16 protein-coding genes and 2 pseudogenes are annotated in these 14947 nt (G+C 62.9%); 7 read left to right on the forward strand and 11 right to left on the reverse strand.

What is annotated here, in order from left to right:
- Positions 1-127: 127 nt before the first annotated feature.
- On the forward strand, positions 128-406 hold the full coding sequence (locus tag F758_RS0120970; RefSeq protein ID WP_024509712.1) for a hypothetical protein: 279 nt from the start codon (positions 128-130) through the stop codon (positions 404-406).
- 182 nt (positions 407-588) lie between these two features.
- Here F758_RS0120970 and F758_RS0120975 read toward each other — a convergent pair whose 3' ends face one another.
- Complete coding sequence (locus F758_RS0120975; protein ID WP_024509713.1) at positions 589-1458, reverse strand: sulfite exporter TauE/SafE family protein; 870 nt, start codon at positions 1456-1458, stop codon at positions 589-591.
- 318 nt (positions 1459-1776) lie between these two features.
- Between F758_RS0120975 and F758_RS0120980 the strand changes: the two genes are divergently transcribed.
- Together F758_RS0120980 and F758_RS0120985 are read left to right on the forward strand one after the other, a co-directional pair.
- Complete coding sequence (locus F758_RS0120980) at positions 1777-2049, forward strand: hypothetical protein (RefSeq protein ID WP_024509714.1); 273 nt, start codon at positions 1777-1779, stop codon at positions 2047-2049.
- Positions 2050-2144: 95 nt separating this feature from the next.
- Positions 2145-3152 carry a PrsW family glutamic-type intramembrane protease gene (locus tag F758_RS0120985; RefSeq protein WP_024509715.1) on the forward strand — a complete coding sequence of 336 codons (1008 nt, stop codon included), beginning with the start codon at positions 2145-2147 and terminating at the stop codon, positions 3150-3152.
- Positions 3153-3229: 77 nt separating this feature from the next.
- On the opposite strand, the gene F758_RS0120990 is transcribed toward F758_RS0120985, so the two are convergent.
- The 4 genes from F758_RS0120990 to F758_RS0121005 form a co-directional block, all read right to left on the reverse strand.
- Positions 3230-3997: a DeoR/GlpR family DNA-binding transcription regulator gene (locus F758_RS0120990; protein WP_051386988.1), complete on the reverse strand. Its 768-nt coding sequence runs from the start codon at positions 3995-3997 to the stop codon at positions 3230-3232.
- A gap of 148 nt (positions 3998-4145) precedes the next feature.
- Positions 4146-5144 carry a 4-hydroxythreonine-4-phosphate dehydrogenase PdxA gene (gene pdxA / locus F758_RS0120995; protein ID WP_024509717.1) on the reverse strand — a complete coding sequence of 333 codons (999 nt, stop codon included), beginning with the start codon at positions 5142-5144 and terminating at the stop codon, positions 4146-4148.
- Positions 5141-6421: a four-carbon acid sugar kinase family protein gene (locus tag F758_RS0121000; RefSeq protein WP_024509718.1), complete on the reverse strand. Its 1281-nt coding sequence runs from the start codon at positions 6419-6421 to the stop codon at positions 5141-5143. The genes pdxA and F758_RS0121000 overlap by 4 nt, the downstream gene beginning before the upstream one ends.
- A gap of 29 nt (positions 6422-6450) precedes the next feature.
- On the reverse strand, positions 6451-7488 hold the full coding sequence (locus F758_RS0121005; RefSeq protein WP_024509719.1) for a 2-keto-3-deoxygluconate permease: 1038 nt from the start codon (positions 7486-7488) through the stop codon (positions 6451-6453).
- A gap of 239 nt (positions 7489-7727) precedes the next feature.
- On the opposite strand from F758_RS0121005, the gene F758_RS0121010 reads away from it, so the two are divergent.
- Together F758_RS0121010 and F758_RS0121015 are read left to right on the forward strand one after the other, a co-directional pair.
- On the forward strand, positions 7728-8312 hold the full coding sequence (locus F758_RS0121010; protein WP_024509720.1) for an HdeD family acid-resistance protein: 585 nt from the start codon (positions 7728-7730) through the stop codon (positions 8310-8312).
- Between the two features lie 269 nt (positions 8313-8581).
- On the forward strand, positions 8582-9667 hold the full coding sequence (locus F758_RS0121015; protein ID WP_024509721.1) for a 3-deoxy-7-phosphoheptulonate synthase: 1086 nt from the start codon (positions 8582-8584) through the stop codon (positions 9665-9667).
- An 11-nt stretch (positions 9668-9678) separates the two neighbouring features.
- Here F758_RS0121015 and F758_RS51930 read toward each other — a convergent pair.
- Positions 9679-9777 (reverse strand): annotated as a pseudogene (locus F758_RS51930) (LysR family transcriptional regulator); the annotation flags it as partial.
- 1 nt (position 9778) lies between these two features.
- Here F758_RS51930 and F758_RS0121020 point away from each other — a divergent pair.
- Positions 9779-10084: pseudogene (locus F758_RS0121020) on the forward strand (zinc-binding dehydrogenase); the annotation flags it as partial.
- A 310-nt stretch (positions 10085-10394) separates the two neighbouring features.
- On the opposite strand, the gene F758_RS0121030 reads toward F758_RS0121020, so the two are convergent.
- The 3 genes from F758_RS0121030 to epmA are packed head-to-tail and all read right to left on the reverse strand — an operon-like array spanning position 10395 to position 12842.
- Positions 10395-10658: a hypothetical protein gene (locus F758_RS0121030; RefSeq protein WP_024509723.1), complete on the reverse strand. Its 264-nt coding sequence runs from the start codon at positions 10656-10658 to the stop codon at positions 10395-10397.
- A gap of 34 nt (positions 10659-10692) precedes the next feature.
- A complete protein-coding gene (locus F758_RS0121035) occupies positions 10693-11793 on the reverse strand; it encodes a lysine-2,3-aminomutase-like protein (protein WP_024509724.1) in 1101 nt (366 codons plus the stop codon).
- Entirely contained in the window at positions 11790-12842 is a 1053-nt protein-coding gene (gene epmA, locus F758_RS0121040) for an EF-P lysine aminoacylase EpmA (protein ID WP_024509725.1), read from the reverse strand. The genes F758_RS0121035 and epmA overlap by 4 nt, the downstream gene beginning before the upstream one ends.
- Positions 12843-12980: 138 nt before the next feature.
- On the opposite strand from epmA, the gene efp reads away from it, so the two are divergent.
- The gene (efp, locus tag F758_RS0121045; protein WP_024509726.1) at positions 12981-13547 is read left to right on the forward strand and encodes an elongation factor P; all 567 of its coding nucleotides are present in this window, start codon (positions 12981-12983) and stop codon (positions 13545-13547) included.
- Positions 13548-13887: 340 nt separating this feature from the next.
- Here efp and F758_RS0121055 read toward each other — a convergent pair whose 3' ends face one another.
- Entirely contained in the window at positions 13888-14274 is a 387-nt protein-coding gene (locus F758_RS0121055) for a YidH family protein (protein WP_024509728.1), read from the reverse strand.
- 154 nt (positions 14275-14428) lie between these two features.
- Positions 14429-14941: a cupin domain-containing protein gene (locus F758_RS0121060; protein WP_024509729.1), complete on the reverse strand. Its 513-nt coding sequence runs from the start codon at positions 14939-14941 to the stop codon at positions 14429-14431.
- Between the last annotated feature and the right edge of the window lie 6 nt (positions 14942-14947).

The raw sequence follows: 14947 nt of genomic DNA on the forward strand, positions 1-14947 counted from the left end.
TTGTATGCAGCGCACAATTGCCGCGGCGAGCACGGCCGTGGTTTTGGGGATTTCGCTGCTGGCGTGATCGTGCTTTAGACACAACCCCTGTCTAGCCTTGAGTTGGTCAGGATCGGGGGAGCCATTCATGCGCATGTTTATTGCCGCCGCGATGATCGCGCTATCGGCCACGTCGGCCTTCGCCCAGCAGCACGTTCCGCGCTATGGGGAAACGGACAAGGAGAGATCGCAGTCCGATATCGAGGCCGAAAAAGAAGCTGATCGCGCCTATCAGCGATCTCTCGGCAATATCCCAGACCGGGGTCCAAGCGATCCTTGGGGCACGGTGCGTACGACTGATGCCCCAAAGACCGCTACGGCCAAGTCGTCGAAGGCGAACGCCAAGGCCGGCGCGGCCCACAACTAGTGTTGTGGCTCTGACAATCCATTCCGTCATTCCGGGTCAGCCCGCAGGGCTGAACCCGAAATCCAGAGGTTGTGGCGCGAGATCCGGGTTCTCGCTTCGCGAGCCCCGGAATGACACCGAGTGAATCAGATGTCAGAGACACAACACCAGGCTCGCGACGAGCGTTCCGGGTACGCGAAGGCTTACAGCTTGTCCTGTGCCCTCCTGGCGGCGGCCCGCCTGGCGAAGAACAGGTACAACAACCAGGCGTCGATCAGGATCGTCGCCAACATGACGCCGTAAGCCCACGGGCTCTGCATCAAGTTGAGCTCGATCAGAGTCCGCGAAAGACCAAATCCGACCACCCAGGCGTCAAAGCTCATGCAGATCCGGCGAAAGGTCTCGGGATCAACCCGTCGCATCAGAAGGGCGCCCAGCGGGATGCCGACTGCAACACTCGGAATGAACACGTAGAGCAGTTGCGCGCTCTCGGTGATGAAGAGGCCGAGCTTGTAATAGGCGATCGCGGTTACGCTCGACTCGGCGGCGCGGACCAGGGCCAGGCCGGCCCGAAACTCGTTTTTGACCAGGCCTTGATTGTTGAACAGGATCGCCAGCGGCGGCCCTGAGATGGTCGTGACCGAATACAGCACGCCCAACATTGCGCCGAACGGCAAACCGACCAGCCAGGTCGATTGAATGGGGCGGCGCCAGCCTGCGGCCTGGATCAAGATCAGCGGCAGGAAGATCGTGTAGGTCGCGAATTTGACCCAGCCGGGCTGCAGTGAGGCAAGCGCGATGGAGCCGACGGCAATGCCGGGCAAGAGCCCCGCCAGAATCGGAAACACCCGTCTCCAGACGCTCGGCACACCCTTCAGGTTGATCAAAAGCACATAGAAATTGATCAGCACCTCCACGACGACAACGGCCGGATTGAGGATGCGATTTGTGTAGAACATAAGCGCAAGCGGGACCGTGAGCGATGAAAACCCGTAACCGATCGCGCCATTGACGAAGGCCGCAAACAGCGCGACCCCGGCCAGGACGATGACGGCAGTGTCGAGGGAATGCATCGTCGTTTTCCAATCAGCGGCGAGCCGTCGTTCGCATCGATGTTGCTCGCACGTCCATCAGCCGGCGTCGATCCATATCGGGTTCAGCTCAACGCTACCAACGAACGTCTCGAACTCGTCCGTTCCGCGCGGCCATTCGGAAGATGCTCAAAGCGAATCTGCGAGCCGCGGTTCCGCCTTCCCAAGAATTCACTTATAGACAGAACGCGCGAAGTCATGCATTTTGTTCTTCAAACAATCTCCAAAATCATTGATTTGACTGGCTAATCAGGATTTGGCGACCAGCCGGCACGCCTGACGCCGAAGGAAGGTCCGCTGATGAGATTTCCAACCGCGCTGATCGCGCTTTGCGCGTTGTCACAGGCCGCGCAGGCCGCGACGCAGGACTGCAAGACTATTACAGATCCGGCCTTGCGACTCACCTGTTACGACAAAATCAACCCGCCGATCGCCACCTACCCCATTCCGTTACCGAAACCATCGCGCCCGATTTCGACCAGCAGCCCCGACGCGACAGGCTATGGCGACCCGCAAAATGACGATGATGCGCAGGTCAGGGCGCAACTGCGCAATATTTGCCGCGGTTGCTAAGGGCGGCCTGACGGGCACCCGTACAGCCCGACGGAGGCATAAGGTCGCACCACCGGGGTAGCTAACCCGAAAATATGGCCTATTTTGCCACCCATATGAACCTACTTGCCTCGCTCCCCACGTCCATCGGTACCGCTGCGGTCGCGCCCGCGCTCCTGATCCTGTGGCTTGTGATCGCCGCCGGCGAGCGCCCGGGGTCGCCTGCCAAAGTGTGGGGCGCCTTTCTGCTTGGCGCAGGCAGCATTTCGCTATTGGGTATCCTGCGTGCGCCGTTTCGGGATCTTGTCATAGCGCCCGACAACCCTTGGCTCGCGCAGATCGTGCATTCGCTGTTCGGCGTCGCGCTGCCGGAGGAAACGGTCAAGATCCTGGTCATCTTCGCCGTCTCGGCGCGACGCCGGCCGCTCGATGATCCCATGGATACGGTGGTGTACGGTGCGGCCGCGGGACTGGGCTTTGCGGCCTATGAAAACCTCGCCTATCTCGTCCAGCACGCGGAGATGTGGCGGTCGCTCGCGGCATTGCGCAGCGTGCTCACGGTGCCCTTCCATGGCGCGCTCGGCATTATCGCCGGCGCCTATCTCGCGATCGCACGCACCGGCACCGCGCTCGGTGCCCACCGCTACCATCGTGATTGGGCGCGGATGTCGAGCTGGATCCTGATGCTGATCGGACCGCTCGCGCTGCACGCCGCCTTCGATTTCCCGCTGCTTATGCTGCAGAAATATCCGGATCTCGCCCCGCCGGCGAGGCTATGGTTTGGCGCAACGAGCATGCTGATCGGGTTTTCATCGATTGCGTTCGCCGCGCGCCTCGTGCGGCGGGTTGCCCGTCATCATGCACCCCGGACCAAAGTCGCACGGGAGCGTTTGAGCCAATTGCGGCGGATGTGGGCGCTGCTAATGATCGGCGGGGGCGCCGGATTTGCCGGGCTCGCTTTCGTGCTGACCTCGGTGCACCACTGGCTGCTCAACCCCGAGCGCAATATGACGATCGTGCTCGTTCCCGTCGGGTTCACCTCCATCCTGCTCGGCAGCATGCTTTTGGTTGTCACGACCGCGATCTATCTTCTCGGCCGCAGCCGGCTGCGCACCACCATCTAAATCAGCGATTCTTTTTACCGCGCCCCCCACCTCGGTCGGATGTTTTCTCCGATCACGAGGAAGATTGCGATGCCGGCTCAGCGGACGCCAGCAACAATCACGCGCGCTCCCGCATCGGCGAGACGCTTGCACTGCTCCTCAGATGCGCCGACATCGGTCACGAGAGTCCAGCGCTGCGGCAGCGGCGCCCAGGCCATTTGTTCGGCTCGGCCGAGCTTGCTGGCGTCGGCGAGAACGAGGACTTCTTTCGACTGCTGCATCATCAACGACTTCAGTGCGACCTGCTCGAGATCCGCCTCGCACAGGCCACGGCCATTCACCACGCCGTCGGCGCTCATGATGGCGCGATCCGCGGTCATGCGCCGCAACGCCTCATTGGCGAGCGGCCCCATGGTGCTCATGCTGTTGGTGCGCAGCGCGCCGCCCAGCACAACAAGCTCTATGGTCGGAGCCTTCGCGAGGAAGGGCAGCAGCGCAAGGTTGTTGGTGATGATGCGCAGCCGCCGCTGCAGCAGCAGTCGGCCGAAGGCTGCGACCGTCGAGCCGGCATCGAGAATCAGGGTGTCGCCGTCCTCGATCAGATCGATCGCCGCGCGCGCGATCGCCTGCTTCTGTTTGCCCTGAACCGCAAGGCGCTGCTCGAGCGTCGTCTCGTTCGCGTGGGCGGTGAGGATGGCGCCGCCATAGGTACGGCGCACAGCATTGTTCTTGGAGAGGTGCTGCAGGTCCCGCCGCACGGTGGAGGCGGAGACGTCGAAGCGCCGCGCGAGATCGTCGACGTCGATCTCTCCCGCGTTCAGTGCTTCCAACAGACGAGCGTGACGCTCCTTGCTGCGCATCGACATCGAACCTCAGCCCCAGATTCATTGCCGTCAGCCGAACTCGGCCTCGCGGCACGGCCGATGGATATCACGATGCATCGGCCGTGCCATATAAGCACTTAACTCACATCTCGCCCCTCGTCCTGAGGAGCCCGCATGGCGGGTGTCCCCCTCAAGCCGCCTTCTTCGGCGCGAGATCGACCGCCTGCCGCAGCGCCTCGATCAGACTGCGCTCGTCAGCGATACCCTTCCCCGCAATGTCGAAGGCGGTCCCGTGATCGACCGAGGTGCGGATCACAGGCAGGCCAACGGTGATGTTCACGCCGGCTTCCAGCCCGAGCACCTTGATGGGTCCATGGCCCTGATCGTGATACATCGCGACCACCATGTCGTAGTCGCCGCGGCCAGCCAGGAAGAACAGCGTGTCGGCAGGGAGGGGGCCCCGCACATCCCAGCCCTTGCGCTGACAGGCTTCCACGGCCGGCGTGATCTTCGCGGCTTCCTCGCCGCGACCGAACAACCCGTTCTCGCCGGCATGCGGATTGATGGCGCAGACGCCGATCTTCGGATTGGCGATGCCGGCGCGCGTCAGCACGTCATGTCCGCGTGCGATGACACGCTCGACGAGACCGGGCTCGATCTTCTCGATCGCATCGAGCAGGCCGATATGCGTGGTCACGTGAATGACGCGGAGTTTCGGCGACACCAGCATCATCGACACTTCCGGCGTGCCGGTCAGATGCGCCAAGAGCTCGGTATGGCCGGGATATTTGTGGCCGGCCGCATGCAGCGCTTCCTTCGAGAGCGGCGCGGTGCAGATGCCCTGCGCGAGCCCTGCCTGCACCACCTGCACGGCTTTTTCGATATAGCGATAGGCCGCCTCACCTGCCGTCGCCGACACCTTGCCGAACGGCAGATCGTCCGGTACCAGCTTCAGGTCAACGCACTGCACGGCCTTCGACGCAAAATTCGCCTCCTTCGCGTCGCTCAACGCACCGACCTTAAGCGACACGCCGACGATCTGACCGGCGTTTCGAAGACGGTTGGCATCGCCGATCACCAGCGCATTGCAGATCGCGTGCACCTCCGGCTGCGCCAGCGCCTTCATGATCACCTCGGGCCCGATACCGGCCGGATCTCCCATGGTGATCGCAATGGTGGGACGAGTCATATGAAACTTCCTCTGGTTCGGACGGCGCGAAGGCGCTCGCTGATGTGGATGAGGCTTTGCTCGTCACCGAACGCGCCCGCTTTGGTGGCGATCGGAACGGACAATCGGCCAAGGGTGAGGCCGAGCGACACGCCCGGCTCGATTTCGTCGGCAAGGCGGATGCCGTTGACGCCGAAGCGCGACAGCATCGCCGCGGCGGTTTCGCCGCCGGTCGCAGCAAAGGCGCCGATCATGGGTGCGACGGCCTCCAGAGCGTGGGCGAGAGCCTTAGCGAGCTCCGGGCCCAGCGACATGTCGGGGTGATCATCCATCATGATCTCAACCAATGCATCGCCGCCGCCGGCAAGTCGTTTCATCACGTCCGCGGCGAGCGCCGCCCGGCCGGCACTATCGTTGAGCAGCGTCTCCGGCGCGATCGGGAAATGCGCCACGGTGCCGGTCGCCTCCAGCTCGCGCGCGGCGACGCGAGATGCGCCGGCGAGCGAGCCCACTACGATCAGGGTGCCGGATGCGCTCGTCGGAATGCGCGGCGGCTCGACGGCATGTCTGACTTCGAGGCCGGCCAGCGCATGCGCGAGGCCGGCGCTGCCGATGAAGAAGGTTGCGGGCGATGCATGCAGGCTCGCCTCCGCAATCAAATGCAGATCGTGGTCAGTCTCGGCGTCGCAAGCCGCGACCACATCGCCCTCCCCGGCGAGCCTCGCGAACGTGGCTTTGAGATCGCCACCGCGCACGGCAGCGAGCTTGACCTTCTCACCGCGAATGGCCCCGGTCGCGAGAACCTCGACGAGATCGGCATTCGGATAGGTGTGGTCGCGCCGCCAGACCTCGGCCTCCTCGAGAGGGCGGCCTTTGACCAGGATGCGCCCGTCAATGGTAGTGCGGCCGGTGGCCGGAAAGGCCGGCGCAAACACGCCGAGGGCCGGCCCCGACCGTGACTTGAGATGCGCGAGCGCGGCGGCAGTCTCGGCCGCAGGTTGCCCCCGCAGCGTCGAGTCAATTTTTTTGAAAAGAATACGTCCGGGTTCGCACAGGCGCGCCAGCACGTCGGCATGGCGCGCTGCAGCGGCCTCGGCCGAAAGGCCGCGACTCGCTGCATCGTATGCCAGGACGGGCAGCTCGTAACCCGACGCGTCGGTCACCTCACCCCACGTCACCGCAGCCGCGCGCCCCCTTCTACCGAAGGCGATTGCACAGTCCGCGGCACCGGTGAGATCGTCAGCGACGATCAGCCAGCTCTGGCTTGACGCATTTTCTTGACGCGAACTGATACTCACTTCGCTCGAAAACGCTTTAGGGGCCATCTTCAGTGACCTGCCTCGGTAACGGCCGAGCGCGCTGCGGGGATCATCTTGCCGGCAGAAGCCACGTTCTCTTCTGCAGGCTGCTCGACGTCGCCACCAACGACGCGGGCCATCCAGGCGGTGACGATCGGCACGAGGATTGCGGTAACCACGACGCACGCCGCGACGAGGATCGTCGCAGGCCGTGCCGCGTCCGCATAGGCCGGATTGGCCGCGGCGACAATCGCCGGGACGGCCGCCGCATTGCCAGCCGTCGAGGCCGCCGCAACACCTGCGACGCCATTCCCGCCGGTGATGCGATCGGCGAAGAACAGTGGGATGCCGGTCACAACGACCACGCCCACCCCCATGCCGAGGCCGAGTAGACCGGCCTGCCAGACCTTCGACAGATCGAGGCCGGCGCCGAGCGCGAAGGCGAAGAACGGGATCATCACAGGCACTGCGCGGCCCAGGAACTCGCGCATCTCGCGATCGAGATTGCCGATGATCATGCCCAGCACCAGAGGCAAGATAGCGCCCACGAGGGTCTGCCATGGAAATGCCGAGAGGCCAGCGACGCCCAAGGTAATCATGGTGAGGAAAGGACCGCTCTCCAGCGACATGATGGTATAGGCGCCGACGTCACGCGGACGTCCATATTGGCCCATCAACGCCATATAGAGACCGCCATTGGTGTCGTTCATGGCCGCGACGATCGCGAGCGTCGAGACACCCGCGAACATCCCGGCTGCGACCGGCGCTTCTCCCAAAATGCGGCCGAAGATCAGGCCGAGGACAACGGCAGCGCCAACCTTCACGATCAGCAGGGTGCCGCCCTTCTTCATGATGTAGGGGGTCGCGCGGAAGTCGATGCTTGCGCCCATGCAAACGTAAAACACGGCGAGGATTGTCAGTGCGCCAGAGAACAGTGCGCCGGTGAAGGAGCCAAAAAACTTCGGGGTATCGGGAAAGAAGGTCGCAATAAGCGCCCCAACCAACAGCGGGACCACCATCATCCCGCCAGGCACCTTCTCGATTGCTCGCTTAATTGGAAGCTGCATTTCTGTTTTCCTCCCGCGCACCGCGCACATTCAACCAATTTGCGCATTTCTGCCAAAAAAAACGAGCAAACGCCGCTCATTTATGCGCTAATCGCGCGATATTCAAGATTTTCTGCGCATTCTACGCAATAAAGTTGTATGGGCAATCAACGACCAAAAATGGGACTCGCTCAGAATGCGATTGATTGCGAGATAGGAACGCCAGAGATTGGCCTGCAATGTCGGTCCGGAGACCCGAGATGACCCTTCCTCGAGACACCAGCGAAGACATCCGTCGGCTGCAATCCGAAATGAGGGCCGCGGTCCGCGACCATTGGAAGGCCTTCTTGATCGAAGGCATTCTGCTGGTGATCCTGGGCCTTGCCGCCATCATCGTTCCGCCTCTCGCCAGCCTTGCGGTCACGATCTTTCTCGGCTGGATGTTCTTGATCAGCGGCATCGCCGGCCTGGTGCTGACCTTTTGGGCCCGCGCCATGCCAGGCTTCTGGTGGTCGCTGGTCTCGGCGATCCTCGCCATCATCGCCGGTGTCATCCTGCTGGCGCAGCCCGCGCAGGGTACCTATGCCCTCACTCTGGTCATCGGCGTCTATTTCCTGGCCGAGGGTGTCGCCACCATCATGTATGCGCTGGAGCATCGACGCGAATTGTCGGAGCGCTGGGGCTGGCTGCTTGTCGCCGGTCTCGTCGATATCGTGATTGCCTTCATCATCATCTCGGGCCTGCCGGGATCAGCGGTATGGGCGATCGGGATTTTGGTCGGCATTAACCTTGTCTTCGGCGGGACCACGCTGATTGGAATGGCGCTGGCCGCCCGGCAGGCCTGATGCTTTTTTTGGATGACAAGGGGCAACTGCTGCGCTAAGAGGGCGGCCATGATCACCTTCGCCACCAGCTATTTTTGGTACTTTAGCTACGACAGCTCGCTGGCGGCGGGAGGATCGCGCTCAATCTGAAGAATTGCAGCAGACGTCCGAACAGCCGCCAGACCTGGCGGCTTTTTTGTTGCCGGCAGGTCCTTAAGAGCATGGTCCGGAAAGGTGGATACCGGTTTTCCGAGAAGATCATGCTCAATCAAGAGTCACAGGAGCCCGCCGTGTTGAGTACGACAGACGATCTTCGGATCAAGGAAATCAAGGAGCTGAGTACGCCGGAAGAGGTGATGCGCGAAGTCCCGCGCACCCTGACTGCGACACGCGTCGTCATGGCCGCGCGCAATGCCATTCACGGCATCCTCAATGGCACAGATGATCGACTTCTGGTGATCGTGGGCCCCTGCTCGATCCACGATCCCGCGGCTGCAATCGACTATGCCGAACGGCTCGCCGCCATGCGTGAACAGCTTTCCGACAGGCTCGAGATCGTCATGCGGGTCTATTTCGAGAAGCCGCGAACGACGGTCGGCTGGAAAGGACTGATCAATGATCCCGACCTCGACGGCAGCTTCAACATCAACAAGGGCCTGCGGCTGGCGCGCTCCGTCCTCTCTGCGATCAACAATCTCGGCCTGCCGGCCGGGACCGAATTCCTCGATGTGACCACGCCGCAATACATTGCCGACCTGGTGTCGTGGGCTGCGATCGGCGCGCGGACCACGGAAAGCCAGATTCACCGCCAGCTCGCCTCCGGCCTCTCCTGCCCGGTCGGCTTCAAGAACGGCACGGACGGCAACGTCCGCATCGCGGCTGAAGCGGTGATGGCGGCCTCGCATCCCCACCATTTCATGGCGGTCACCAAGGGCGGACGCTCGGCGATCGCGGCGACCAGCGGCAACCACGACTGCCATATCATCCTGCGGGGCGGCCGCGCGCCCAATTACGATTCTGCCAGCGTCGAGGCGGCCGCGGCCGAGCTCGCGCGATCAGGCGTGGCACCGCGTCTGATGATCGACACCAGCCATGCCAACAGCAACAAGAAACCGGAGAATCAGCCGCAAGTCGTCGCCGATATCGCTCGCCAGCTCTCCGAAGGCGAGCGCCGCATCCTGGGCGTCATGATCGAGAGCAATCTGCTCGCGGGGCGGCAGGACGTGCGGCCTGGTGCGGCGCTCGCCTATGGTCAGAGCATCACCGACGGCTGCATCGACTGGGAGACCACGGTGCCGGCCCTCAACCTCCTGGCCGACGCGGTCGCGGCGCGACGGCAGAGCCAGCGCGGCGACGTGCGGGAGTGTTCGGCCTAGAGACTTCGGCGTCAGCTTGACGTGGTCATCAACTTTGGCAATGCAGCCGCCAGCGCGTCCACGGCGACGCGAACTTTCCCCGGCAAGCGCGGCGTCTGCAGCCATAGCGCTCCCCTGACCGCCGCGATGGCGCGCGGCGGCATCCTGATCGAATATGGCGGCTTGAGCCCGGAGCCGACGCCTTTTCCGCTGTTCACGGTGCTGAGCAAATGCCTGACGCTGCGCGGCTACCTCGTCCACGAGATTACCGGAGATCCGACGCGGCTGGAGGTTGCGAAAGCGTTCATTCTCGAGGGATTGGAATCGGGTGCGCTCCGGCCGGTCATCGCCAAGACCTTTCGATTCGAGCAGATCGTCGAAGCGCATCGCTTTCTCGAATCGAACCAGCAATTCGGCAAGGTCGTCGTGACGATTTGACCGATTATGCGATGCTTACTTCGCGGCGCCGTTCAGCACGGCTAACAATTCGTTTCAGCCAGCAACTCCGAGTTCTTGGTCGATACGGTGCCATCCCACAGGCCGAGACGTAAAGCCGCGCCGGCAAACAGCAGCGCGAGCAGGCAAACCATCGAACCGCCGTGGCTCGCGCATGCGAATCCCCACAGCGCCGATCAGCCGCGATCGCCAGCGCGGCCGGCGATCGGCGCGACGACAGCACCGCCCGCACCGGCAAGCGCAAACAGGGGCATTCCCGCTCGCGGCAAGGTTCTCCGCCGAGCGCTGGTGATCAGCAGCCGCGGCAGATGCTTTTGATCTTCTTGTCGAGCGCTGCGTCTTCCTTGTTCGCGGGATCGTTCGGATTGCTCAAATTCTGTTCGCTGGGCACGTCGCCGGCCCGCGGCTGACGATGACCGACTGGCGCCTCCGGTATGCCACCGTGGATCGTCTGGCCTACCGACGGTGACGATGATCCCTTGTTGCCGCTCTGCGCAACAGCGGCGGTCCCACTGAGGAGAATCATGAGCGCTACCAAACCAATCTTTTCCTTCATGTTGCTCCTCCGTCGAAGAATTGAGAAATGCAAGCTATCGTGATCGCGGCTCGGGCGGGTAGAGATGCACTTCGCCACAATAGTCGACGATACGATAGCGCGTTTCCCTATTTGCATCACGTTCACTCACAGAAGAATCTTCGCTCGCGAGATAGTTCGGTCCAACCGGCGATTTACCGGCACCACCCGGAATGTCCAGCACATAGTCCGGCTGACACAATCCGGACACCCGCCCTCGCAAGCCTTTCATCAGCGCCTGTCCCTCAGCCAGCGTGGTACGCAGATGCGCCGTCCCGGGCGCGAGGTCACCATGATGCAGGTAATAGGGCTTGATGCGGCATTCAACGAAGGCTCGCATCAATTCCTCCAAAGCGGCGGGGTTGTCATTGACGCCGCGCAAAAGCACCGACTGGCTCACCATCGGAATGCCCGCGTCGATCAGCCGCGCGACAGAGGCGCGCGCCCTATCCGTCAATTCCCTGGCATGATTGGCATGCAGCGCCAGCCAGACCGTGGCGCCCGGCACTTTCAGCGCGCTCACGAGATCCTCGCTGATCCGTAAGGGATCGGCGACCGGCACCCGGGTATGAATCCGGAGGATCTTGACGTGGTCGATCTGAGCGAGATCGGTCATGACCTGCGCAAGCCGCCGCGGCGACAGCATCAGCGGATCGCCGCCGGTCAGGATGACTTCCCAGATTTCGCTGTGGGCGCGAATATAGTCGAGCGCTCCCGCATAGGCCGCATCGGATAAGGCGCTCTCCTTGCCGGGACCGACCATCTCCCGGCGAAAGCAGAAGCGGCAATAGACCGCGCAGACATGAACCAGCTTCAAGAGCACCCGGTCGGGATAGCGGTGCACGATGCCGGCGACCGGCGAATGTGTATCATCGCCGATCGGATCGACATTCTCGCCCGCGGTGACCGACAGCTCCTGCCGGCTCGGGATGAATTGGCGCGCAATCGGATCGGCGGGATCATTGGCGTCGATCAGCGCGGCAATATCGGGCGTCACGGCGATCGCATAGCGCGCCGCAACCTTTTGCAGCTCGGCAAGATCGGATTCCGGCGCAAGGCCGTGTGCGACGAGTTCGCCGGCATCGCGGAGGGTGGTTGCAAAATTCATTCTGCTCATCTGTCAAAGGCCGCCGGCGTCCACACCACCTGGTCGATGCGCAAGGCCCCGCTCGCCAGCATCACCAGCCGGTCGAAGCCGAGCGCAACCCCGCTCGCCGGCGGCATCCGGGCCAGAGCGGCTAAAAACTCCTCGTCCAGCGGATAGCGCTCGCCATAGCGGCGCTGCTTCTCGTCCATCGCAAGCCCAAAACGGCGGCGCTGCTCGTTCGCGTCGGTCAATTCGCCGAACCCGTTGGCGAGCTCGACGCCGCAGGCATAAACCTCGAAGCGTTCCGCAACGCGGGGGTCGGCAGGTTTCACGCGCGCCAGCGCGGCTTCCGGCGCCGGGTATTCGAACAAGACCGTCAAACGTCCCTGCCCCAGATGGGGTTCTATATGCTCCACCAGGATTTTGCTGAAAATATCGGACCAGGTGTCATCGTCGGCGACGCGCACCTTCTGCCCCGCCGCGGCCGCGAGCTGCGCACGATCGCCCTCGGCGCCATTGATCGTCATGAGCAGGTCAATCCCTGCATAGCGCTCGAAGGCCGCCGCCACCGTCAAGAATTCCGGTGCGGCGAAGGGATCGGCAGCCCTGCCGCGGAAGGAGAATTGCCGGATCCCGGTGGCCCTCGCGGCCTCTACAATCACCGCGGCACAATCGCCTATCACCACATCGTAAGGCGCGTTGGCGCGGTACCATTCCAGCATGGTAAATTCCGGCAGGTGCAGATCGCCGCGCTCGCGGTCGCGGAACACCCGGGCGAATTCCACGATCTTGTCTTCGCCCGCGGCCAGCAGCTTCTTGCAGGCAAATTCGGGCGAGGTGCGCAAGAACCGCGTCAGCCGCTCGCCACTGCTGCGGGTCACTTCGGTCCGCGGCGCGTGCAGGTGGGTCTCATTTCCCGGCGAGACCTGCAAAATCCCGGTCTCCACCTCGGTAAATCCCTGAGCCTCGAACCACGCCCGCAACGCGCGGGTGACCGCAACGCGCGCGGCCAGGAACGGCCGCGCATCGGCGTGGCGTGAGGCCGACCACCAAGGCGAAGACGGGACGTTTTCGGCCATCAGGCTTGCCATCCTTGTGGCGGCAAAACGCTGGCATCCCGCGACAAAATCAGTATGTTGCGGCCCGAAACCGCACCGTTCGTACCCCCAAACCGGCATTTGTCGCCGTTTCGGGCCAAAATATCAGGAAAAGCAGCTTTGAGAGTCATCGCCAGCTCTATTCGCAAAGGCAACGTCATCGAGCAAGACGGCAAGCTCTATGTCGTTCTGAGCGCCGAGAACATCCATCCCGGCAAGGGAACCCCGGTCAGCCAGATCGAAATGCGCCGAATCAGCGACGGCGTGAAGGTCTCGGAGCGCTACAAGACCACCGACCAGGTGGAAAAGGCGACCGTTGAGGAGCGCAACTTCACCTACCTCTATGAAGACGCCGACGGCTACCATTTCATGAACCCCGAGACCTATGACCAGGTCCAGGTGCCCAAGGAGATCGTCGGCAGTTCGGCCCCGTATTTGCAGGAAAGCATGACCGTCAAGCTGTTGATGCACGACACCACCCCCGTGGCCATGCAGCTACCGCAGCGGGTAACGCTGGAAGTGGTGGAAACCGAGCCGGTCACCAAGGGCCAGACCGCTTCTTCCTCCTATAAGCCCGCCGTGCTCTCCAACGGCGTGCGCACCCAGGTGCCCCCACACATCACCGTCGGCACCCGGATCGTGGTGATGACCGAAGACGGCTCTTACGCCGAGCGCGCGAAGGACTGACATCGGAGCGATTTCGCTCCGGGACCACAGGTTGGGCCGAAAGGCTGTCCGGTTTGTCGCAGGCTCGCCGGCAGCTCTCGCCTTGGTTCCCGTCGGCGGCTTAGGCCTTTCTGCCGTGGAGTTCCGGACGCCGACTATCTCAGTGCAGCCTTCAGCTGGTTTCGGCGTGGCTTACGTCGCCTCGTGCCTGCGTGGCTGCGGCTGGATCTGGGTCAATCCCTATGAGCGCCTGATCCGCGGCCGCGGCCACGGTATCTGACCGCGGATCGCGGAATGCCCAGTGGCGCATGCGCGCCCGGACGAGGTGCAGCGTCCGACCCAACGCCAGGCGGGGAAATTCTCAATAGAGCGCAAAGTAAGCGATCATCGTTATCACGATCAGCGCCAGTACCACCGACAGAATGAGCTCGGCCCTGACGCCGCGCGCCGAATGCGATTGCTGGTCGTCGATCCACCGACTCGTGCGAACGAAGCGGAGCAGCGAGGTGGCGATAATGGCGATGCCGACGAGGGTCAGCGCCAGTCCGTCGTAATGGCTGAAGGCGCCGGACAGCGCTTCCAGGCGCAAATTCTTCGAAGTGCCGAACGCGTTCGCCTCCGCCATCGTCCGCACAAACAGATTGAACTTTTCGACCACAAAGCCGAACGCGATAACCGCGATGCCGGTGCGCACCCAAGCGAGAAAGGTGCGCTCGTTCGCGGCGTGATCTGAATATCGCTCTATCATTGAGACCTCATGAGCGGACAAAAACGGGACTTGCGGGGCGAGGAGATTGTAGCTGGTGAGCAATGCACGGCGCCACAACCTGCTTGCTCCGCGCCCGATCCCTGACCGCGGAGTTCTACGACCGCCGCTCCCTAAAGGCCCGTTTTGGTTTGCCTCACTCGATGAAGGTGGTGAGTTGCGCGCCCTCGTCGGCCACGAACACGGCAATCAACTCGGCCGGTTCGGTATTGCTCGCATTGGCCGAAACAAGATGCGTCGAACCGGGCGGCTCGAAGAAGGATTGGCCGACCTTGAATGTCTCAAGCGAACCGCCGCCGAGTTGGGAGCGGATTTCGCCCCTGGTGATGTAGGCGGTCACCGAACCGGCATGCCGATGCGCACGCGAGAAGCCGCCGGGACCGTAGAAGACGCGTACGATGGTGACGCGCTTGCCCGGCACGTTAGGCAGCGGATACGAGGCGATCGGCTCGACCTTGTCGAGCGGCGATCCCGCAGCGGCGGCGCTGCCGCAAATCGGCGCCACGAGACCGGACATTGCATCCATCGTCACAGGCAGCGCCTTTCCAAGAGCGAGCGCGCAGGCCAAGCCCGCAAACACGGACAGCGAGATCGGCCGCGCAGCGGACCGCACCGGCGCGAAAGCGAATATTGCTGGGATCGATATCATGTTTCT

The organism is Bradyrhizobium sp. ARR65, from assembly GCF_000472385.1.
Taxonomy (GTDB): domain Bacteria; phylum Pseudomonadota; class Alphaproteobacteria; order Rhizobiales; family Xanthobacteraceae; genus Bradyrhizobium.

Bases quoted from the DNA above. Each gene is read 5' to 3' on its own strand.
- F758_RS0120970 (WP_024509712.1), top strand. From the start codon at position 128: ATGCGCATGTTTATTGCCGCCGCGATGATCGCGCTATCGGCCACGTCG.
- F758_RS0120975 (WP_024509713.1), bottom strand. From the start codon at position 1,458: ATGCATTCCCTCGACACTGCCGTCATCGTCCTGGCCGGGGTCGCGCTG.
- F758_RS0120980 (WP_024509714.1), top strand. From the start codon at position 1,777: ATGAGATTTCCAACCGCGCTGATCGCGCTTTGCGCGTTGTCACAGGCC.
- F758_RS0120985 (WP_024509715.1), top strand. From the start codon at position 2,145: ATGAACCTACTTGCCTCGCTCCCCACGTCCATCGGTACCGCTGCGGTC.
- F758_RS0120990 (WP_051386988.1), bottom strand. From the start codon at position 3,997: ATGTCGATGCGCAGCAAGGAGCGTCACGCTCGTCTGTTGGAAGCACTG.
- pdxA (WP_024509717.1), bottom strand. From the start codon at position 5,144: ATGACTCGTCCCACCATTGCGATCACCATGGGAGATCCGGCCGGTATC.
- F758_RS0121005 (WP_024509719.1), bottom strand. From the start codon at position 7,488: ATGCAGCTTCCAATTAAGCGAGCAATCGAGAAGGTGCCTGGCGGGATG.
- F758_RS0121010 (WP_024509720.1), top strand. From the start codon at position 7,728: ATGACCCTTCCTCGAGACACCAGCGAAGACATCCGTCGGCTGCAATCC.
- F758_RS0121030 (WP_024509723.1), bottom strand. From the start codon at position 10,658: ATGAAGGAAAAGATTGGTTTGGTAGCGCTCATGATTCTCCTCAGTGGG.
- F758_RS0121035 (WP_024509724.1), bottom strand. From the start codon at position 11,793: ATGAGCAGAATGAATTTTGCAACCACCCTCCGCGATGCCGGCGAACTC.
- epmA (WP_024509725.1), bottom strand. From the start codon at position 12,842: ATGGCCGAAAACGTCCCGTCTTCGCCTTGGTGGTCGGCCTCACGCCAC.
- F758_RS0121055 (WP_024509728.1), bottom strand. From the start codon at position 14,274: ATGATAGAGCGATATTCAGATCACGCCGCGAACGAGCGCACCTTTCTC.
- F758_RS0121060 (WP_024509729.1), bottom strand. From the start codon at position 14,941: ATGATATCGATCCCAGCAATATTCGCTTTCGCGCCGGTGCGGTCCGCT.